At 71.6% G+C, this 19552-nt stretch carries 19 protein-coding genes; 5 read left to right on the top strand and 14 right to left on the bottom strand.

Going from position 1 to position 19552, the window contains the following annotated elements; all coding sequences use genetic code 11:
• Window positions 1-93: 93 nt before the first annotated feature.
• Complete coding sequence (locus tag GTY56_RS31530; protein WP_161368700.1) at window positions 94-804, top strand: DUF5995 family protein; 711 nt, start codon at window positions 94-96, stop codon at window positions 802-804.
• 196 nt (window positions 805-1000) lie between these two features.
• Here GTY56_RS31530 and GTY56_RS31525 read toward each other — a convergent pair whose 3' ends face one another.
• The gene (locus GTY56_RS31525) at window positions 1001-1366 is read right to left on the bottom strand and encodes a VOC family protein (RefSeq protein WP_161368699.1); all 366 of its coding nucleotides are present in this window, start codon (window positions 1364-1366) and stop codon (window positions 1001-1003) included.
• Window positions 1367-1459: 93 nt separating this feature from the next.
• Here GTY56_RS31525 and GTY56_RS31520 point away from each other — a divergent pair, with 93 nt between their 5' ends.
• Window positions 1460-2425, top strand: coding sequence for a WYL domain-containing protein (locus GTY56_RS31520; RefSeq protein WP_161368698.1), 966 nt, complete (start codon window positions 1460-1462; stop codon window positions 2423-2425).
• 10 nt (window positions 2426-2435) lie between these two features.
• Here GTY56_RS31520 and GTY56_RS31515 read toward each other — a convergent pair whose 3' ends face one another.
• Window positions 2436-4133 carry a flavin monoamine oxidase family protein gene (locus GTY56_RS31515; protein WP_161368697.1) on the bottom strand — a complete coding sequence of 566 codons (1698 nt, stop codon included), beginning with the start codon at window positions 4131-4133 and terminating at the stop codon, window positions 2436-2438.
• Between the two features lie 50 nt (window positions 4134-4183).
• Window positions 4184-4972, bottom strand: coding sequence for a carbon-nitrogen hydrolase family protein (locus GTY56_RS31510; RefSeq protein ID WP_161368696.1), 789 nt, complete (start codon window positions 4970-4972; stop codon window positions 4184-4186).
• A 301-nt stretch (window positions 4973-5273) separates the two neighbouring features.
• Between GTY56_RS31510 and GTY56_RS31505 the strand changes: the two genes are divergently transcribed.
• Window positions 5274-5810 carry a Repetin gene (locus tag GTY56_RS31505; protein ID WP_161368695.1) on the top strand — a complete coding sequence of 179 codons (537 nt, stop codon included), beginning with the start codon at window positions 5274-5276 and terminating at the stop codon, window positions 5808-5810.
• On the opposite strand, the gene GTY56_RS31500 is transcribed toward GTY56_RS31505, so the two are convergent.
• From GTY56_RS31500 to rpe, 8 genes are all read right to left on the bottom strand, one after another.
• Window positions 5779-6978: an MFS transporter gene (locus GTY56_RS31500; RefSeq protein WP_161368694.1), complete on the bottom strand. Its 1200-nt coding sequence runs from the start codon at window positions 6976-6978 to the stop codon at window positions 5779-5781. The two genes, GTY56_RS31505 and GTY56_RS31500, sit on opposite strands and share 32 nt — an antisense overlap.
• Before the next feature lie 136 nt (window positions 6979-7114).
• A complete protein-coding gene (locus GTY56_RS31495) occupies window positions 7115-7567 on the bottom strand; it encodes an Lrp/AsnC family transcriptional regulator (RefSeq protein WP_033309687.1) in 453 nt (150 codons plus the stop codon).
• Between the two features lie 10 nt (window positions 7568-7577).
• Window positions 7578-9047, bottom strand: coding sequence for an amino acid transporter (locus tag GTY56_RS31490; protein ID WP_161368693.1), 1470 nt, complete (start codon window positions 9045-9047; stop codon window positions 7578-7580).
• Between the two features lie 230 nt (window positions 9048-9277).
• On the bottom strand, window positions 9278-9775 hold the full coding sequence (locus GTY56_RS31485) for a GNAT family N-acetyltransferase (RefSeq protein WP_161368692.1): 498 nt from the start codon (window positions 9773-9775) through the stop codon (window positions 9278-9280).
• Between the two features lie 78 nt (window positions 9776-9853).
• Window positions 9854-11296, bottom strand: a complete 1443-nt coding sequence (locus GTY56_RS31480) for a GuaB1 family IMP dehydrogenase-related protein (protein WP_161368691.1) — start codon at window positions 11294-11296, stop codon at window positions 9854-9856.
• A 141-nt stretch (window positions 11297-11437) separates the two neighbouring features.
• Window positions 11438-11779 (bottom strand): barstar family protein, encoded by a 342-nt coding sequence (locus tag GTY56_RS31475; RefSeq protein ID WP_161368690.1) that lies wholly within the window; start codon window positions 11777-11779, stop codon window positions 11438-11440.
• Window positions 11780-11782: 3 nt separating this feature from the next.
• Complete coding sequence (locus GTY56_RS31470; protein ID WP_161368689.1) at window positions 11783-12826, bottom strand: sugar-binding domain-containing protein; 1044 nt, start codon at window positions 12824-12826, stop codon at window positions 11783-11785.
• Window positions 12827-12904: 78 nt separating this feature from the next.
• A complete protein-coding gene (gene rpe, locus GTY56_RS31465) occupies window positions 12905-13591 on the bottom strand; it encodes a ribulose-phosphate 3-epimerase (protein ID WP_161368688.1) in 687 nt (228 codons plus the stop codon).
• Between the two features lie 140 nt (window positions 13592-13731).
• Between rpe and GTY56_RS31460 the strand changes: the two genes are divergently transcribed.
• The gene (locus GTY56_RS31460; RefSeq protein WP_161368687.1) at window positions 13732-15873 is read left to right on the top strand and encodes an MMPL family transporter; all 2142 of its coding nucleotides are present in this window, start codon (window positions 13732-13734) and stop codon (window positions 15871-15873) included.
• On the opposite strand, the gene GTY56_RS31455 is transcribed toward GTY56_RS31460, so the two are convergent.
• Window positions 15854-17281 carry a transcription antitermination factor NusB gene (locus GTY56_RS31455; RefSeq protein ID WP_161368686.1) on the bottom strand — a complete coding sequence of 476 codons (1428 nt, stop codon included), beginning with the start codon at window positions 17279-17281 and terminating at the stop codon, window positions 15854-15856. The genes GTY56_RS31460 and GTY56_RS31455 overlap by 20 nt on opposite strands.
• 113 nt (window positions 17282-17394) lie before the next feature.
• Window positions 17395-18327, bottom strand: a complete 933-nt coding sequence (gene fmt, locus GTY56_RS31450; protein ID WP_161368685.1) for a methionyl-tRNA formyltransferase — start codon at window positions 18325-18327, stop codon at window positions 17395-17397.
• A 339-nt stretch (window positions 18328-18666) separates the two neighbouring features.
• Between fmt and GTY56_RS31445 the strand changes: the two genes are divergently transcribed.
• Entirely contained in the window at window positions 18667-19218 is a 552-nt protein-coding gene (locus GTY56_RS31445; RefSeq protein ID WP_161368684.1) for a hypothetical protein, read from the top strand.
• Window positions 19219-19362: 144 nt separating this feature from the next.
• Here GTY56_RS31445 and GTY56_RS31440 read toward each other — a convergent pair.
• A partial coding sequence (locus GTY56_RS31440) for a hypothetical protein (RefSeq protein ID WP_161368683.1) occupies window positions 19363-19552 on the bottom strand: 190 nt, incomplete at its 5' end.

The following is a 19552-nucleotide window of genomic DNA, read 5'->3' as shown; positions in this document are numbered from 1 at the left end:
CCCTCCCCCTGCGGCGGGCACTGTTTCCCCCGTTTCGGGGAAGCGCCGGGCCCGCCGGTGCTGCCGCCAGCCTAGAGCTGCGACTCTGCCCGCATGCCGCGATGCGAACAAGTCACCCCAGCCGTGGACACTCCGGTCGACGCCGTCATCTCCCGAATGCGCGCGCTCGACGCGGCCCTGCATCCGCGGGACGGGGTGGCGGTGTTCAACCGTGTCTACCTCGCCGTGACGGAGGCGGTGGACCGGTACGTCGACGCCGGGAGGTTCGCGGACGTCCATGCCGCGATCACGCTGGACGTACGGTTCGCGCAGCGGTACCTGGCGGCCGTCGGGACGGCGGCGGACGAGGGGCGCCCGCCGGCCTGCTGGCGGCCGCTGTTCCAGCTGCGCCGCCATCCCGGGGTACGTCCGGTGCAGTTCGCGCTGGCGGGCATCAACGCGCACATCGGGCACGATCTCGCGCTGGCCGTCGTGGACACCTGCCGTACGCTCGGCTGCGCTCCCGCCGATCTGGAGGACGAGTTCGACATGGTGGGCGACCTCCTCGTCTCGCTGGAGGAGCGCATCCGCGACGATCTGATGCCGGGCCCCGACCTGTTCCGGATCGCCGACCCGCTGACCCACCTGCTCGGCTCCTGGAGCCTGGACCGCGCCCGGGACGCCGCGTGGACGGCGGCCCGGGCCCTGTGGGCACTGCGTGAACTCCCCGATGTGGCCGACGAGTTCATGGAGCGCCTGGACACGGCGGTCGGCTTCGCGGGGCGCATGCTGCTCACGCCCCTGGCCGAGCCCGGGTGCCGCTAGTCGATGAGGGCTCGGCGCGAGAGGTACCCCATCTCAACGGCGACGTGGGGCATGGGTTGGGTCCGGCACAGCTTCACGGGCCGCCTACAGCCCTCGACGCTCAGGGACGCATTCGCGTGGGGTACTCGTCGTCCTCTCGAAGTCAGACGAGGGCAGGCGCGACACCTACCGTGGGCGCCTGCCGCAGTGCGGCCTTTCAGCCCCGCGGCGCGACGCGGATACGGTTCCCGTCAGGATCGGCTGCGAGGAAGGTCAGCCCGAACCCCGCATCATGGGGCCGGCGCAGGACCGTGACCCCCTTGGACTTCCACTGCTCGAAGATCGCGGTGAGCTCCTCGGGTCCACCGCCGATGGCCAGGCACACCTCGCTGGTACGCGGGACGTCCGGTGACAGATCCTCGAACTGGCCGGACCACAGAGCGAGGTCAGCGCCCGGCCCGAGGTCGAAGGTGATGTATCCCGCAGTCTCGAACGAGGGGCTCATGCCGAGGAGGTCGCCGTAGAAACGAGCTGCGGCGGGAGCGTCGTTCACGTAGACGATGGACACGACGGATCTGGTCATGGCTGTTCCTTTTCACGGGTGGCAGGTACGCAGCCACCAGCCTGACCGGGATTTGCGCCGCATCATGTCGCAATTCCCTGAAAAAATCGGTGGGTGACCCCGGACCGCTTCTTCACCCTGATGCTGCTCCTCACAGCGAGGGACGCCGTGACCACACAGGAACTCGCCTCGGCGCTCGGGGTGTCCCTTCGAACCATCACCCGGGATCTGAACTGGCTCCGCGACGCCGGTCTGCCGGTGACCGCACACCGGGGCCGCCTCGGAGGCGTGACCATGCTGCCCGGACCCGGACTCGACCTCACGCGACTCACACCGGGCGAGTGTGATCACCTGTCGCTCACTGGGCTGGATGAAAGGCAACGAGCGGAGCTCGACGCATCGGTCGAGAGCCGGCGTGCGCTCTCCAAGATCGCCGCTGCACAGCCTCGTCGAGGACATGAGCTCCTGCCGCTCACCGACGTAGTGCACGTGGACAGTCGCCCGTGGTGTCAGACACGAGCCTCCGGCACGACTCCGGCTTCGCTGATCGGCGTGGTGCGGCGAGGCCGCCGGCTACGGATCGAGTACGACAGCCCGCGTGAGTCAGGCCCACGCGACCTGGTCGTGGATCCCTACGGGCTCCTCGCCAAGGCCGGCATCTGGTACCTCGTCGCCGACCGTGCCCGGGAGCCCCGGATGTACCGACTCGAACGGATCACGACGTGGAAGGAAGTCGACCAGCCACGACGGATCCGCGAGCACCAGACCCTGGCCACCGTCGCCGCAGCGCTCGTCGACCAGTGGGAACACAACCACGCGACAGAGGTCAGCGCCACCATCGACCAGACCCAGATCGAGCGAGCGCAACGGATCTTCGGCCTACGACTCGTCCGGGACGACCATGAGGACTCCTCCACCGGCCACAAGGTGACGATCCGCTTCCAGCATCTGGAGGACGTGCGAGCGCTCCTGCCGTTCGGAAACGCCGTCACTGTGCACGGCCCCACCGAAGCCAGGGCTCACCTCCACGCACTCGCCACCCGTCTCGCCCACCACCATGCGCCGTCACCAACGTCCTGACCAGCAACAGCTAGTCCTCCGGCAGTTCCACGGGAGCGATCTCGTCGTAGACGTCGCCGGGGCCCGGGTTGGTCGGGTCGGTCGTGCCGCCGAGGTGGTGCATGACGCCCCAGACCGCGTTGAGGGCGGTCTGGATGGCACCCTCGGCCCAGCCGGCCGTCCAGGAGATGTCGTCGCCGGCGAGGAAGATGCCGCGCTTGTCCTCGGGCAGCCGGTCCTGCATGAAGTGCGTGAACAGGCGCCGCTGGTAGCGGTAGTGGCCGGGGAGGTTGGCCTTGAACGCGCCCATGAAGTAGGGCTCGTTCTCCCAGGAGACCGTCACCGGGTTGCCGATGATGTGCCCGCGGATGTCGACCTTGGGATAGATCTCGCCGAGCGACTTCAGCATGACCTCCATCCGCTCGTTCGCGGACAGCGGCAGCCACTTCAGGCTGTCGTCGCACCAGGTGTAGGAGAGGCAGATGACGGCGGGCTTGTCCGGGCCGTCGTCGAGCAGGTAAGTACCGCGCGTCATACGGTCGGTGAGCGTCATCGACATGACGTCACGGCCCGTCTCCTCGTCCTTGTCGAGCCAGAACGGCCGGTCCACCGGCACGAACAGCTTGGAGGACTCCATGTAGTGCGTGCGCTCGATCGCCGTCCAGTGGTCGATCGGGAAGAGCGAGTCGTCGCAGGCGATCTTCGACAGCAGCATCCAGGACTGGGCGGTGAAGATCGCCGCCTGGAAGGTGCGGATGTCGCCGTCCGCGTCGGTCACCGTGATGCGGTTGCCGGCGGTGCGGTGCAGCCGGGTCACGGCCGGTCGGGGCTCGCCGCCCGCGTGCAGCGTCGCGAGCGAGGTCCCGAGCGGCCAGTGGACGATCTTCTGCGGCTCGCGCTCCCACAGGCGCAGCGGCAGCTGCTGCGAGCCGCCGACGATGCCGCGGTGGTGGTCGTCGGCCTCGGTGTAGACGACGCGCAGGATCTCCAGGATGGAGTTGGGGAAGTCGGTGTCCCAGCCGCCCGTGCCGAAGCCGACCTGGCCGAAGATCTCGCGGTGCCGGAAGGACTTGAACGCCTCGGAGTCGCAGAGGAAGCCGTAGAACGTCTGGTTGTCGAGCTTCTCGACGAGCCGGGACCAGATCTCGCGGATGCGCGGGACGTCCCGCTCGCGCAGGGCGCGGTTCATGTCGGAGAAGTCGGCGCCCTCCTCCAGGCACCGGTTCCAGGCCTCGGCGACGTCCCGGTAGACCTGGGGCAGGTCGGCGATCGTCTCGGCGTAGTGCGACTCGCCCTTGAGGTCGACGACGGTCGACGGGGTCGCCTCGGAGAGGGGGTTGGGGAAGGCCCGGGTCTCCAGGCCGACGAGGTCGATGTAGTGCTGGAGGGCCGTGGAGGAGGGCGGGAAGCGCATCGCGCCCATCTCGGCGGTGAGGGAGTCGTCGCAGCCGTCGAAGCCGACCGTCCGCAGCCGGCCGCCGATCTGGTCGGCCTCGTACACGACCGGCTTGAGGCCCATCTTCATCAGCTCGTACGCGGCGACGATGCCGGACAGGCCCCCTCCGATGATCGCGACCTCCGTGCCGTGCCCGGTCGCGGGTATCTGCCCGAGGCCCGCCGGGTGGGCGAGGAAGTCGTCGTACGCGTACGGGAAGTCCGGGCCGAACATGGTGATCGGCGGCTGCTGCGCGTCTGCGTGCTCGACGGCGTTGGGCACGGTGGACGTCATGGGGTACGGACTCCTTGCACGGGTGTGAACGGGCGGTTCGGCGGGGGTGGTCAGACGAGCGGCGTGTAAAGGCCGGGCCGCCGGTCGAGCAGATACGGGTTGGCCTCGCGCGAGGCGGCGAGGAAGGCGGGGTCGACGTCGGCGAGGACGAGGTCCTCACCGCGGCCGGCCCGGGTGCGGGCGATCCCGTCGGGCCCGGCGAGCGTGGACAGGCCCACGAACTCGAACTCGCCCTCCTGGCCGGCCCGGTTGACGTACGCGACGTACATCTGGTTCTCGAAGGCCCGCACCGGGATCATCGACTCGGCCACGAACTGGAACGGGTGCATCTGCGCGGTCGGCACGACCAGCAGGTCGGTACCGGCGAGGGCGTGGGCGCGGACGTTCTCCGGGAACTCCACGTCGTAGCAGATGAGGATGCCGACGCGTACGCCGTCGATCTCGGCCTGGACCACCTGCTGGTCGCCGGGCGTGAAGTGGTCACGCTCGAAGCAGCCGAAGAGGTGGGTCTTGCGGTAGTTCGCGAGCCGGGTGCCGTCGGCGGAGATCAGCTGGGCGGAGTTGAACACGGCGTCGCCGTCGCGCTCGGGGTACGCGTAGGCGATCGCCAGGCCGTGGTGCGTCGCGATCTCGGCGATCGCGTCCGCGCACTCGCCGTCGGCGGGCTCGGCGAGGCGGCCGATGGCGTCGCCGATCGCGTACCCGGTCAGGAACATCTCCGGCGTCACGAGCAGCCCCGCCCCCGCGGCGGCGGCCCGGCCCGCGGCCTCGTCGAGGACCTTGAGGTTCTCGACGGTGGAGCCGGGTCGGCCGGAGCTCTGGAGCAGGGCGGTGCGCATGCGTGTTCCTCACCGGGCGGAAGAGTCGTTGGAGGGGCCACGTAGACGGTACGGGCGGCTGACCAGGGCGGACAAGAAGGAGCCGTTGCGCGTCGGTGAACGGTTCGTTGCGTGCGTCCGGGGGCGGGCGGCGATTCGTTGCGCGCCCTGAGTCGTAGCCCGGCTCCTCCTCGGAGCCCGGGGGCGTCCCCCTCTCCCCCGCCTCGCGGCGGAGACGGAGTCCCGCCCTGCGCGCGATGGCCTGGACGCACCGGGCCGGGAGAGTAGGGGCTGTCCAGTCGACCTGCGGAAAGGCCCGAAAATGAAGCGCCGTACGAAGATCGTCGTGCTCGGCTCCGCGCTGCTGCTCACCGCCGGGGCGGCCTCGGCCGCGACCGCGTCGGACGCGCCCCGGCCGCGGGAGGCCGCGGCCCTCACCGGCACCGCCAAGCTGTACCGCTCGGCCGGGGACGACATCACGTTCTCGTTCGACGCGCATCTGGCCGCGAAGGACAAGGCCGATCCGATGAAAGCCACCGGCACCTTCCGGTTCAGCCACTACCTGAACGGCTCCGGCGCCCGGGCGGAGGTCGCGGTCGACTGTCTGCTCACCGGCGGCAAGGTGGCCGTCGTCTCCGGTGTGATCACCGAGTCGGACCTGCCGGGCGCCGAGGGCGAGCGCGTCGGCGTCACCGTCCACGACCTGGGCCGTCATGACCGGCTCGGCTACAGCTGGGCCTCGACGGGCCGTCCCGGCGAGGGCGACGAACCGCCCGAGTGCGTGAGCTCCGCCCCCTTCGAGAAGGTGAAGAAGGGGACGGGCGACTTCACGGTCGTCCCGTGGCAGCCCGAGCTCTAGCCAGCGCCAGGGCTGTCACGAGGTAGGGCAACGCCAGCACCGCGAAGACCGTGCCGTGCGGCAGGTCCGTGCCGAGCAGCGCGTACACCCCGAACGTGGCGACGGTGGCCAGCTCGGTGCCCAGGTTCGCCACGGACGTCAGCGTGGCCCGGCGGGACTCGTCAATGCGGTGCTGGAGACGGACGTCGGCGAGTACCTCCGCCAGCTGGAACCCGGCGAAGGCGAGGCTCACGAGGGCGATTCCGGCCAGGGAGCGGGACACGGCTCCCACCGCCAGGGCGAGGGCGGCGCCCGCGAGCAGCATCGCGAGCCCGCTCGTGCCGAGGCGTTCGGCCGGTCCGGCCAGGAGGCTGCCGAGGGTGACGCCGGCCCAGATCAGCATGATCAGGTAGGGCACCGTCGCCTCGGCGACGCCGATGTCGCGGACCAGCAGGGGGGTGTACTCGTCGAGCGCGCCCCACACCGCCGCCACGGCCGGGACCAGCAGCAGGGCGCCGCGCACCGAACGGTCCCCGCGGACCTCGGCCAGTCCGGTCCGCAGGGTCGTCGCCCAGGTGTCACCCGCCGCGTCGTCCGCCCGCACCCGGTGCTCGGGGAACCGGGTCGCGGTGACCGCGGTCAGCACACAGGCCAGGAAGCTCGCGGCTCCGACGGCCGCGTAGCCGCCCTGCGCGAAGACCGGCCCTGCCAGGCCGATGGACGCCACGGTGCCCAGCAGTCGCGCGGCCCGGGCCCGGCCCATGATCCGCGCGTACCGGCCGGCGGCCCCGAGCCGGTCCAGCTCGTCGTAGACCAGCGCCTCCAGAGCGCCGGAGCCGAGGGCACCGCCCGCGCCCCACAGGATGAAGCCCACCGCGAAGGCCCCGTACGACGGCACGGCCACCCACAGCGCGAAGCCGGCGGCCGTGAGCAGGGGACCGATCCACAGGAGCCTTCGACGCGACACGGCGTCGGCCCAGGCGCCGGAGGGCACTTCGAGCACCACACCGGTGATCGACCACAGGGCGAACAGGGAGGAGATCTGCCAGAGCGACATGCCGGTGTCGGCGAACAGCAGCGCGTACACCGGATAGAGCAGGACGAAGTCGTCGAGGAACGCGTAGCCGTACAGCGTGCGGGTCAGACGGCGGACGCCGATGGCGGGCACGCGCGCGGGTGAGAGTGTCATGAGGCCTTCCCGGAAGGACGGATCGGACGCCGGAGGTACGGCGTCCGAGGCGGTCCTCGGGAGGCGCGGCTGGTGGATCAATGTCGCCAGGTCATGACACCCAGGCTAGAGAGGTCGCGCGGAGCGGGCCACGGAGTTACGTGGGCGACCCGGACGAGAAGCGCCGCAGCAGCGGCGAGAGCACGAGCACGGACTTGGTCCGCTCGACGAACGGCTCCCCGGCGATCCGCTCCAGGACCCGTTCGAAGTGGCGCATGTCGGAGGCGAAGACCTGGACGATCGCGTCCGCGTCCCCGGTGACGGTGGACGCGGCCACGACCTCCTGGTAGCGCTCCAGACCCCGCTGGATGGTCTCCGGGGAGGTGTTCCCGCGGCAGTAGATCTCGACGAACCCCTCGGTCTCCCAGCCGAGGGCACCCGGGTCCACCCGTACGGTGAAGCCGGTGATGGCTCCGGTGGCCCGCAGCCGGTCCACGCGCCGTTTCACGGCGGGCGCGGACAGGCCGACGAGCGAGCCGATGTCGGCGTAGGAGCGGCGGGCGTCCTCGGCGAGGGCGTGCACGATGCGTTCGTCGAGATCGTTCAGCACAGTGGGTCGATCACTTCTCGGATGGTGCCAGTCGGGAGCGGCGGAAGCCGTACACGAAGTAGAACACGAGCCCGGCGGCCATCCAGACACCGAAGACGACCCAGGTCACGGTCGACAGGCTGCCCATCATCCAGATGCAGAAGGCGAAGCCCAGCGCGGGCAGGACCGGGGAGAGCGGCACCCGGAAGGTGCGGGGCATGTCCGGCTTGGTCCGGCGCAGTACGACGACGGCCACGTTGACGAGGGCGAAGGCGAACAGGGTGCCGATGCTGGTGGCGTCGGCGAGCTGGCCGAGCGGGATCGCCGCGGCCAGGACACCGCAGAACAGCGACACGATCAGGGTGTTGGCGCGCGGGGCACCGGTCTTCGGGTGGACCCTGGCGAATACCTTGGGCACGAGCCCGTCGCGGGACATGGCGAACAGGATGCGGGTCTGGCCGTACAGCACGGTCAGGACGACGCTCGCGATGGCGATGACGGCGCAGAAGGCGAGCAGCGTGCCCCAGAAGGTCTGGCCGGTGACCTCGCGCATGATCTGGGCGAGGGCGGCCTCGGAGTCGGTGAAGTTCTCCCAGGGCTTGGCGCCGACGGCGACGGCGGCGACGAGGACGTACAGCGCGGTGACGACGACCAGCGAGAGCATGATCGCGCGGGGCAGGTCGCGCTGGGCGTTCTTCGCCTCCTCACCGGCGGTGGAGGCGGCGTCGAAGCCGATGTAGGAGAAGAACAGGGTGGCACCGGCGGCGCTGACGCCCGCCATGCCGAGCGGCATGAAGTTCTCGTAGTTGCCGGAGCGGAAGCCCTGTACGCCGATGGCGCAGAACATCACCAGCGCGGCGATCTTCACGATGACCATGACGGTGTTGGCGCGGGCCGACTCGCGGGCGCCGCCCAGCAGGAACGCCATCGCGAGCAGCACGACGATCAGGGCCGGCAGGTTGAACACGCCGCCGTCGCCGGGCGGGGCGGACAGCGCGGCCGGGATGGTGACGCCGATGGTGCCGTCGAGCAGTTCGTTGAGGTACTCGCCCCAGCCGACGGCGACGGCGGCCACCGACACGCCGTACTCCAGAACCAGGCACCAGCCGCATATCCAGGCGATCAGCTCGCCCATCGTTGCGTACGCATACGAGTACGAGGAGCCGGAGACCGGGATGGAGCCGGCCAGCTCGGCGTAGGACAGCGCCGAGAAGAGGGCGGTGAGGCCGGCGATGACGAAGGCGAGCGTGACGGCCGGGCCCGCCTTGGGGACGGCCTCGCCGAGCACGACGAAGATGCCGGTGCCGAGGGTGGCACCGATGCTGATCATGGTGAGCTGCCACAGCCCGAGGGTGCGGCGCAGCGAGCCTCCCTCGCCCTGGCCACCCTCTGCCACCAGGCGTTCCACCGGCTTGCGGCGCATGAGGCGCGCACCGATGCCGGGGGACGCGGATGCGGCTGTCTGGCCTGGGTTCTGCGGGGGTGCGCCTTGGTCGAGCACGCGCTGGCTCCTTTTCGCTGCCGGTCAGGGCGGCAGGGACCGCGGGCACCCTTGAGCAGGGACCCACCGAGCGGAGTCCCCGCCACGCCACGTACGAGGCGACAGCCTATGAGCAACGGCGTTGCTGGTGAAATGCAGCAACCTTGCGCGTGACCGAAAGATCATTGCGTTCCTCGCGGTCGGCCGGAGGTTCGTTGCGCTGCTGCTTCGGTCCGTTGCGCACGGCTCGTTCAGGGGAGCTCTTTCACGAGGAACGTCAGCTTCTCGACACATTCGTGCGTGACGCCCTCGTGGTCCTCGAACGACCAGCGGCCGATGTACGAGGCGACGGCCCGGTAGCCGAGCCGGGCGTACAGGGCGGCGGCGCGCGGATTGTCGTCGGCGACACCGAGGCCGACGGCCGTGCACCCCCGCGCACGGGCACGTTCCTCGGCCGCCCGGACCAGGGCGCTGCCGATGCCGCGCGAGCGCAGCGCCTCGGGCCACACGGTCAGCGCGTTGATCTCGGGGCAGCCGGGCCACGCCGCCCGCACCTTCGCGTCGTCGCAGCCGTCCCAGCGCACCTCCGTATGACCGACGGGCCGTCGGCCGTGCCAGGCGACGAGATAGGTGCTCGAACCCCCTTCCTGGCGCTCGAAGCGGCGGGCGTGGAACGAGGTGGCGCCCGGGGAGCCGAGGCACCGGTCGAGCACGGCGACATCGGCGGCTCGGCATACGGTGATCTCCATGGCGTACGACGGTAGGCCGTCCGCATGCGCAAAGCCCCCGATTTTCATCGGGGGCTCCAGGCAAGGGCGTTGGGCGCGTCAGCTCCAGCTGGCGTGCAGCGGCTTGCCCTCGGCGTAGCCGGCCGCGCTCTGGATGCCGACGATGGCCTTCTCGGCGAACTCCTCCAGGGAGCCCGCGCCGGCGTAGGTGCAGGAGGAGCGGACGCCCGCGATGATCGAGTCGATCAGGTCCTCGACGCCGGGGCGGGCCGGGTCGAGGAACATGCGGGAGGTGGAGATGCCCTCCTCGAACAGCGCCTTGCGGGCACGGTCGTACGCCGACTCCTCCGAGGTGCGGTTGCGGACGGCACGCGCGGAGGCCATGCCGAAGGACTCCTTGTAGGGGCGGCCCTGGGCGTCGTGCTGGAGGTCGCCCGGGGACTCGTAGGTGCCCGCGAACCAGGAGCCGACCATCACGTTGGACGCGCCGGCCGCGAGGGCCATGGCCACGTCGCGCGGGTGGCGGACACCGCCGTCGGCCCACACGTGCTTGCCGTACTTCTTCGCCTCGGCTGCGCACTCCAGGACGGCGGAGAACTGCGGCCGGCCGACGCCGGTCATCATGCGCGTGGTGCACATGGCGCCGGGGCCGACACCCACCTTGACGATGTCCGCGCCGGCTTCGATCAGGTCGCGCACGCCCGCGGCGGCGACCACGTTGCCCGCGACGACCGGCACCTGCGGGTCGAGGTCGCGCACCAGCTTCAGGGCGCTGATCATCGACTCCTGGTGGCCGTGCGCCGTGTCGATGACGAGCGCGTCGACGCCCGCGTCCAGCAGCTGCTGCGCCTTGCCCGCGACGTCGCCGTTGATGCCGACGGCGGCGGCGATGCGCAGCCGCCCCTGCGCGTCGGTGGCCGGCGTGTAGAGCGTGGCCCGCAGGGCGCCCTTGCGGGTCAGGATGCCGGCGAGCGTGCCGTCCTGGTTCACCGCGGGGGCGTAGCGGCGGTTGGCGTGGTCCAGGGTGTTGAAGGCCTGGCCCGGGTCCATGTCCGCGTCGATGAGCAGCAGGTCCCGGGACATGACCTCGGCGAGCTGCGTGAAGCGGTCCACGCCGGACAGGTCGGCGTCGGTGACCACGCCGACCGGCTTGTGGTCCCCGTCGACGACGACGCCGGCGTTGTGCGCACGCTTGGGCAGCAGGGCCAGCGCGTCCGCGACGGTCTGGTGCGGGGACAGGACGATCGGGGTGTCCAGCACCAGATGCCGGCTCTTCACCCACGAGACGACGTCGGTGACCACGTCGTTCGGAATGTCCTGCGGTATCACCACGAGGCCGCCGCGGCGGGCCACGGTCTCGGCCATGCGGCGGCCGGCGATGGCGGTCATGTTGGCGACGACGAGCGGGATGGTGGTGCCCGTGCCGTCCGGGGAGCTGAGGTCGACGGCCTGCCGCGAGCCCACCGAGGAGCGGCTGGGCACCATGAAGACGTCGTCGTACGTCAGGTCGTACCCGGGCTGGATGTCATTGAGGAAACGCACGTGCTGCACATCCCAGTCGATCAGAGGTGACCCCCGGACCGGCCGGCCAGGGGGAAAGAGCACGTACTTCATTCTCCCATGACCGACGCCCGAACCGCCCCCAGCGGATCATCCAGGCTGGTCAGGGGCGCTCTCGGAGGATTATCCAAGGCCGAGGGTCACGAACAGCCCAGGGCCCCGGTCCGTCGCCTCGGCGAAGATCTCCTCGGCGACCTGCCACTCCTCGGGCCGCGTCTCGGCGTACGTCCGCCAGCCCTGGACGACGACCAGCAGGCCCCGCTCGCCGGCCCCGTCGGGCCAGAGGGCGGGGTCGGCCATGGAGTCGGCGAGGGCGTCCCAGTTGCGGCCGAACCAGTCGGGCAGGGCCAGGTCACGGGCGCAGCGGTCCATGAAGGCCGCCTTGTCCGTGACCCCGCCCAGATCCAGGACGATCACGATCCGGCCCGCCGGGTCGTCCGGGACGCCCCGCGGCTCCCCCGCCATCGGTCAGGCCCCGTCCGGGTCGGACCGGTTGAGCGCGGACTTCGGCGCCGGGCCGGCCGTCATCAGGTAGTCCGCGGCCGAGGTGTCCGTCACCAGGCTGGTGACGAGCCCGGACCGCAGCACGGCGTCGATCGCGGGTCCCTTGCGCTGCCCGCCCGCGATGGCGACGACCTCGGGGATCCGGCGGAGCTGGTCGGCCTTCACCGTGATGCACCGCTCGCCCAGATCCCGGCCGACCCGGCGGCCCTCGGCGTCGAAGAGGTGCGCGGACATCTCGGCGGCGACCCCGAGGGACGCGTAGTGCGCCCGCTCCTCGTCACTGAGCATGTCGTGCACCGTGGAGATGCCCGGCTCCCAGGACCCGATGGAGACACAGGCGACGGTGACCTTGTCGAAGTGCTCGAAGGCCCGGGCGATGCCCGTCTGGTTGCGCAGCGCCGCGGCCGTGGCCGCGTCGGGCAGCAGCATCGGGGCGTAGATGGGGTGGGCGTCCCCGCCGGCCACCTGGGCGGCGCGGCGCACGGCCTCGACCGAGCCGCGTTCGGCGGTCCCGGCGTCGTACACGCCCGTCAGCTGCACCACCGTGCACGGTGGCAGCCGGTCGAGCGCCGCCGCCATGTGGATGGTGGAACGGCCCCAGGCCAGGCCCAGCACATCCCCTTCGTTGACCAGTTCGCCGAGCAGGTCGGCGGCCACCTCTCCCAGGTTCTCGGGGTCGGGCGTCTCCTCGGCCTCGGCCGGGGACTCGACCACGACGGCGTGCCTGAGGCCGTAGCGGGCGCGGAGCGCGTCCGAGCGCTCGGCGTCCAGCTCCGCAGGCACACGGATCTCGATACGTACGAGATCCCGTTCGAGGGCGGTCTCCAGGACCCGGGCCACCTTGAAGCGGCTGACGCCGAACTCCTCCGCGATCTGGATCTTGGACTTGCCCTCGAGGTAGAAGCGGCGGGCCATGGCCGCCGCCTGCACCAGCTCAGCGGGTCCCATCCGCATGGCTGACCGGCCCGCCGACATACCCGACACGGCGATCTCCTCACTGCTGTTCACACTCTGGATTCGCCGTTCATCCTTGCAGATCCGGCGCGGATGATCAGCCCTGATGAAGGCCGTTCACTTTGCTGTGGCTCAGTGGTCGCAGGCCCAGGAGGCCTTGGCCGTCGCCGCCTCGGCCCGGGTGCGTAGTGCACGTACCGCTTCTGCCGGGTCGTTTGCCCCGTAGACCGCCGATCCGGCCACGAAGACGTCGGCTCCGGCGTCGGCGCAGCGCTCGATGGTGGACGCGGAAACTCCGCCGTCGACCTGGAGCCAGAGCTCCAGTCCGTGCTTGCTGATCAACTCGCGGGTGCGGCGAATCTTCGGAAGCATGATGTCGAGGAAGGCCTGTCCCCCGAAGCCCGGTTCGACCGTCATGATCAGCAGCATGTCGAGCTCGGGGAGCAGGTCCTCGTACGGCTCGATGGGGGTCGCGGGCTTCAGCGCCATGGAGGCGCGGGCGCCCTTGGCCCGGATCTCCCGCGCGAGCCGGACGGGAGCGGCGGCGGCCTCGACGTGGAAGGTGACGGAACCGGCCCCCGCTTCCACGTACTGGGGCGCCCAGCGATCGGGGGCCTCGATCATCAGGTGGCAGTCCAGCGGGGTGTCCGTCGCACGGGCGAGAGACTCTACGACCGGCACGCCGAGCGTGAGGTTCGGGACGAAATGGTTGTCCATGACGTCGACGTGGAGCCAGTCGGCTCCTTCCACGGCCTTCGCCTCGTCCGCGAGGCGGGCGAAGTCTGCGGACAGGATGCTGGGGTTGATCTGCGCGGCCATGTCCTAAGACTGCCATGCCCTCCGGGGGTTGTGGGCATCGGTCCCGGGTGGTCATGGTTGTCCGCCGGCTGCGGGCCGCCTGTGGCTGGTCGCGCCGTTCCCCGCGCCCCCTATCGGGTGGCCCCGCGGAGGGGGTGGTCATGAAACAGGGTGTTGCGCATCTCGTGTGCGGGCGGCGGGCCAAGTGGCTCGTGCTGGTCTTCTGGGTGGTCGTGCTGTTCGTCGCCGCGCCGTTCGCCATGAAGCTCACCGACGCCCAGGACAACGACGCCGCGTCCTGGCTGCCGGGGTCCGCGGAGTCGACGCAGGTGCTGGAGATCTCCCAGGACTTCCGGCCGGAGCAGATCCCGGCGGTGGTGATCTACGCGCGGGAGAGCGGCCTGACGGCGCAGGACCGTGCCGAGATCACCGAGGACGTCGCGCAGCTCAAGCAGCTGCGCGACCACGGCATCATCGGTGAGCGGACACGGGGGCCGGTGTTCGACCGGCAGACCGATCCGCGGGCCGCGCAGGTCTTCGTGCCGATCATGATGGACGAGGAGGGCTGGGAGCGGATCTCCCCGGCCGTGGAGTCCATCCGCGACGACGTCGGCACGGGCGGCGGCGGACTGAGCGTGCACATCACCGGCCCGGGCGGCACGTCGGCGGACTTCGCAGAGGCCTTCGAGGGCATCGACTCCACGCTGCTGTTCGCGGCGATGACCGTCGTCATCGTCATGCTGCTCATCACCTACCGCAGCCTGACCCTGCTGCTGGTCCCCCTGATCGCGGTGGTCTGCGCGCTGTTCGCCTCCCAGGCGCTGATCTACGTGCTGGCGGAGCACGCGGGCCTGACGGTCAACGGGCAGAGCGCCGGCATCCTCACGGTGCTCGTCTTCGGTGCCGGTACGGACTACGCCCTGCTGCTGGTCGCCCGCTACCGGGAGGAGTTGCGCCGCCACGAGGACCGGCACGAGGCGATGGCCCTGGCCCTGCACCGCGCCGGTCCGGCCGTGCTCGCCTCGGGCGCGACGGTCGTCCTGAGCATGCTGGTGCTGCTGACCGCGGAGATGAACTCGACCAGCGGCCTGGGCCCGGTCGCCGCCATCGGTGTCGCCGTCGCCCTGCTCGCGATGATGAGCCTGTTCCCGGCACTGCTGGTGATCTTCGGCCGGTGGATCTTCTGGCCGGTGATCCCGCACCTGGGCTCCCCCGAACCGACCGAGCGCGGTGTCTGGGCGCGCACGGGCCGCCGCATCGCCCGCCGCCCGCGCATGATCTGGGCCGTCACGGCGCTCGCCCTGGCGGTCTGCTCCCTGGGCCTGATCCAGTTGCGCGCGGAGGGCATCGGCAACGCGGACGCCTTCACCGGGAAGCCGGACTCGATCACCGGCCAGGAGGTGTCCGCACGCTACTTCCCGGCGGGCAGCGGTGATCCGCTGGTCGTCGTCAGCAACCAGGCGCAGGCCGTGCAGGTGGGCCGCGCTGTCGCCGGGACCGCGGGCGTGGTCCCCCAGTCCCTCGGTCTGCCGCCCGGCACGAAACCGGCCTTCGAGGGCAAGGTCCTCTTCGAGGCCACCATGACCGCCCCGGCGGACAGCGAGGCGGCCAAGCAGACGGTGGAGCGGGTGCGGGACGCCGTGCACGCGGTGCCGGACGCCGACGCCAAGGTGGGCGGCGGCACGGCGGCCCTGCTCGACATGGACAAGGCGACCACGCACGACAACGTGCTGATCATCCCACTGGTACTGGTGGTCGTCCTGCTGATCCTCTGCGTCCTGCTCCGGGCCCTGATCGCCCCGCTGCTGCTGATCGGCACGGTGATCCTGTCGTTCACCGCCGCACTCGGCATCAGCGCGCTCGCGTTCCGGTACGTCTTCGACTACGCGGGCGAGGCGACCGACTTCCCGTTGTTCGTGTTCGTGTTCCTGGTCGCCCTGGGCATCGACTACAACATCTTCCTGACCACCCGCATCCGCGAGGAGGCGGCCCGCCAGGGCACCAGACCGGGCGTGGTCACCGGCCTGGCCGCCACCGGCGCGGTCATCACCTCGGCGGGCCTGGTCCTGGCCGGCACGTTCGCGGCCCTCGGCACCCTCCCGATGGTCGCCTTCGCCGAGATCGGCTTCGCGGTGGCCCTCGGCGTCCTCATCGACACCTTCATCGTGCGCTCGGTGCTGGTGACGGCCCTGTTCATGGACGTCGGCCCGAAGGTGTGGTGGCCGCACCGGCTGGCCCGTGAGGACGGCGGTGCGTCGGCCCGGGAGAGCGCCGGGGCGGGGGTCAGCCGGTCCGGCGGATGAGCGCCAGGTACATCGCGTCGGTCCCGTGCAGATGCGGCCACAGCTGTACGTCGGGCCCCTCGCCGAGGTCCGGTACGCCGGGCAGCAGGGGCCGGGCGTCGACGAGTTCGGTGTCCGGGTGCTGCTTGAGCACGTCGGCGACGACGGCCCGGGTCTCGGCCAGGTGCGGCGAGCAGGTCGCGTAGCCCACGACGCCGCCGACCCGCACGGACTCCAGGGCGGTGCGCAGCAGCCCGCGCTGGAGCGGCGCGAAGCCCTCCAGGTCCTTGGGGCGGCGCCGCCAGCGGGCCTCCGGGCGGCGGCGCAGGGCACCCAGGCCCGTGCACGGCACGTCGACCAGCACCCGGTCGAAACTGCCGGGCCGCCACGCCGGACGGGTCCCGTCGGCGGCGATCACCTGGTACGGCCCGGGGTTGCCGTCCAGGGCGCGGGCCACCAGACCGGCGCGATGGGTCTGCTTCTCGGAGGCGATCAGCAGCGCGCCCCGCTCGGCGGCCAGCGCGCCGAGCAGCGCCGCCTTGCCTCCGGGCCCCGCGCAGCCGTCCAGCCAGCGTCGGTCGGGCCCGTCCAGGGGCGCGCCCGCGAGGGCGATCGCCACGAGCTGGCTGCCCTCGTCCTGCACGCCCGCGCGCCCGTCCCGCACGGCGGCGATGGCACCCGGTTCCCCGCCCTCGGTCAGCCGCACGGCGTAGGGCGACCAGCGCCCCTGCACGGCGGCGTCCTCGTGGAGCAGTTCCTCGGCGGTGGCCCGTCCGGGCCGCGCCACCAGCGTCACCTCGGGCCGCTCGTTGTCGGCGCGCAGCAGCTCCTCGATGCCGTCGCGCCCGCCGCCGAGGGAGTCCCACAGCGCGGACACGACCCACCGGGGGTGGGAGTGCACGACGGCGAGATGGTCTTCGGGGTCGTCGTCGTAGGGCGGCGCGACCCGCTCCAGCCAGCCGTCCAGATCGTCCTGCGCGACCTTGCGCAGCACGGCGTTGACGAACTTGGCACGCCCGTCGCCGAGCACGACCCGGGCGAGTTCGACGGTGGCGGACACGGCGGCGTGCGTCGGGATCCGCGTGCCGAGCAGCTGGTGGGCGCCGAGGCTCAGCACGTCCAGCACCGGCGGATCGACCTCCCCGAGCGGCCGGTCCACGCAATGGGAGAGGATCGCGTCGTACGTCCCCTGGCGGCGCAGCGTCCCGTACACCAGCTCGGTGGCGAGCGCCGCGTCCCGGGCGTCGAACGACTCGGGTCCCTCCTTCTCCCGCGCCTTGCGCAGCAGCGGCGGGAGGACGAGATTGGCGTAGGCGTCCCGCTCGTCCACGGCCCTCAGGGCCTCGAAGGCGAGGATGCGGACGGGGTCCTTCTTGGGCCGGCGGTAGGGCTTGCCTGACGTGCGGGCTCGGCGGGGCTGTTCGCTCACGAAAAAGGTGCTCCGGGGGTGAGAAGAAGTGCGCCGTCCAGCCTACGCCGCCGGGATCCGGGCGTGACCGGCAGCGGGGGGCGGCGAGCCGGGTTGCCGGCGCTGTTCCGGCCTCAGTCCCCCAGCCGCTCGCCCTCCCCGATGCGCACCCCGCGGGCCCAGTCCGCCGCCCGCATCGGCTTCTTGCCCTGGGCCTGCACCCACAGCAGCTCGACGCCGTAGGAGCCGGTGCCGACGTGGACGTTGTTCTTCCCCGCGGCGATCCGGCCGGGGGTGAGGTCCGTGCGGTCGGGCGCGGGGGCGACCTGGATGAGCTTGAGCCGCTCACCGCGGAAGGTGGTCCAGGCGCCGGGGGCCGGGGTGCAGCCCCGCACCATCCGGTCGACGCGCAGCGCGGGTGCGTTCCAGTCGAGGTGCGCGTCCTCGACGTTGACCTTCGGGGCGAGGCTGATCCCGTCGGCCGGCTGCGGAACGGCCTTCAGGGTGCCGTCCTCGATGCCGTCCATGGTCGCCGCGAGCAGCCCGGCACCGGCGAACGCCAGCCGGGTCAGCAGGTCCCCGCTGGTGTCGGTGGCCCGGATCTCCTCGGTCACCGTGCCGTAGACCGGCCCGGAGTCGAGCCCCTCCTCGATCAGGAACGTCGACGCCCCGGTGATCTCGTCGCCGGCCATGATGGCGTGCTGCACTGGCGCGGCACCGCGCCAGGCCGGGAGCAGGGAGAAGTGCAGATTGACCCAGCCGTGCGCGGGGATGTCGAGCGCGACCCGGGGCAGCAGCGCCCCGTAGGCGACGACAGGGCAGCAGTCCGGTCCGATCTCCCGCAGCCGCTCCAGGAACTCGGGGTCCTTCGGCTTCGCGGGCTTCAGCACCTCGATCCCGGCCTCCTCCGCCCGCTCGGCGACGGGCGACGCGACGAGCCTGCGTCCGCGCCCGGCCGGCGCGTCGGGCCGCGTGACGACGGCGGCCACCTCGTGTCGTCCGGAGGCGAGCAGAGCGTCCAGAGCGGGAACGGCGACCTCGGGTGTACCGGCGAAGACGAGCTTCATGGGGTGGTGGGGGCCTCTCGGGCGGGGGTCGATGCGGGCAACGCCCAAGTCTATGAGCCGGAAACAGAAAGCCGCCGACGGCGCCCAGTCCCGCAGGGAGGGCTCGGCCTCTTGGTCCGCTGCCGCCTGCTGCTCCGGGCAGTACGCGGGCGGGAGACGAGCGGCGAAGGCCGCAGGCCGAGGCGCACACCCCGCGCAAACGGGCGCACGTATATGCTCCCGCGCCCCCACACCGTGACCCGCGGAGCGAATCCGCGTTGGTCAAGACAGAGTTGACCACACCGGGCCGCGATCGCGGCCCATTCCTTTCATTTCATCGCCGGTTCGAGAGGCTTGTTCATGGCCGACCACGCAACCCACGACGCCCAGGCTCGGGCCAGCCTGCACTTGCTGGTGCGGGACATCGAGCGGGTCCGCCGGCAGGTGGACGCACTGCGCACCCTCACCGCCCAGTTGGGCAACGTCTACCGCCCGCGCCGCTCCGGTCCCTCCACGGGCTTCGTCGTCTACGGGCGCGCCCCCGCCCCGACGGTACGTCTCGCCCAGGAGCTGCGGGACAGCGTCGAAACCCTGGTCACCGCGGCCGTGGACTTCGACCGCTCGCTCGGCTTCTCGTGGGACGCGGTGGGTTCCGCACTCGGAGTCACCAAGCAGGCGGTCCACCGCCGTTACGGCTCCCGCCGTGCCACGGCGCCGGCGGTCACGCCCGAGCCGGAGCGCACGCCGGAGCCGACGCCGGCGGCCGGGCGCGCGGTCCATGTGACCACCGGCCTGCCCACGGTCCCGACGGTCCCCGCGGCCCGCTCCATGCCCACGCAGCCGACCGCCGGCAGCCCGGCCCTCCGCGACGAGGCGAGGCCCACGGCTTTCCCCGGCCCGCGCAACGGCTGACACCCCTCCGCCCTGCCCTCCCGGAACACCCCGGGAGGGCAGTCGCATGTCCGGCCATGAGCAGGCACCCATCTCCAGCGCGCCCCCGCGATCACAGGCCGCGCACCACCGCCCGATGGCCACGCGTCACCCGATGACCGCGGATCACCCGATGTCGGGCGGATCGACCCGCACCCAGACAGCTCCGCCACTCCCCCGGGCCATCCGAGCGGCCTGCGCGTTCTTGAGCGCGGTGGCCAGCGCGGCGCCCCTGCCCGGCGGCACTCGCAGCAGCGCCCGCTCCCACTGCTCCCCGGGCGGCGGCGCCCCCGCCCGCCGCGGCCGCCCGGCGGCG

This window comes from Streptomyces sp. SID5643 (genome assembly GCF_009872555.1).
GTDB classification, from domain to species: domain Bacteria; phylum Actinomycetota; class Actinomycetes; order Streptomycetales; family Streptomycetaceae; genus Streptomyces; species Streptomyces iakyrus.
Note: the sequence above shows the minus strand (reverse complement) of the source record. Positions and strands in the feature narration are given on the sequence as shown.

Coding starts and splice junctions, on each gene's coding strand:
- GTY56_RS31510 (WP_161368696.1), bottom strand. CDS start 4,972: ATGCGCACCGCCCTGCTCCAGAGCTCCGGCCGACCCGGCTCCACCGTC.
- fmt (WP_161368685.1), bottom strand. CDS start 18,327: ATGAAGCTCGTCTTCGCCGGTACACCCGAGGTCGCCGTTCCCGCTCTG.
- GTY56_RS31505 (WP_161368695.1), top strand. CDS start 5,274: ATGAAGCGCCGTACGAAGATCGTCGTGCTCGGCTCCGCGCTGCTGCTC.
- GTY56_RS31475 (WP_161368690.1), bottom strand. CDS start 11,779: ATGGCGGGGGAGCCGCGGGGCGTCCCGGACGACCCGGCGGGCCGGATC.
- GTY56_RS31530 (WP_161368700.1), top strand. CDS start 94: ATGCCGCGATGCGAACAAGTCACCCCAGCCGTGGACACTCCGGTCGAC.
- GTY56_RS31525 (WP_161368699.1), bottom strand. CDS start 1,366: ATGACCAGATCCGTCGTGTCCATCGTCTACGTGAACGACGCTCCCGCC.
- rpe (WP_161368688.1), bottom strand. CDS start 13,591: ATGGCCGCGCAGATCAACCCCAGCATCCTGTCCGCAGACTTCGCCCGC.
- GTY56_RS31500 (WP_161368694.1), bottom strand. CDS start 6,978: ATGACACTCTCACCCGCGCGCGTGCCCGCCATCGGCGTCCGCCGTCTG.
- GTY56_RS31515 (WP_161368697.1), bottom strand. CDS start 4,133: ATGACGTCCACCGTGCCCAACGCCGTCGAGCACGCAGACGCGCAGCAG.
- GTY56_RS31445 (WP_161368684.1), top strand. CDS start 18,667: ATGGCCGACCACGCAACCCACGACGCCCAGGCTCGGGCCAGCCTGCAC.
- GTY56_RS31485 (WP_161368692.1), bottom strand. CDS start 9,775: ATGGAGATCACCGTATGCCGAGCCGCCGATGTCGCCGTGCTCGACCGG.
- GTY56_RS31460 (WP_161368687.1), top strand. CDS start 13,732: ATGAAACAGGGTGTTGCGCATCTCGTGTGCGGGCGGCGGGCCAAGTGG.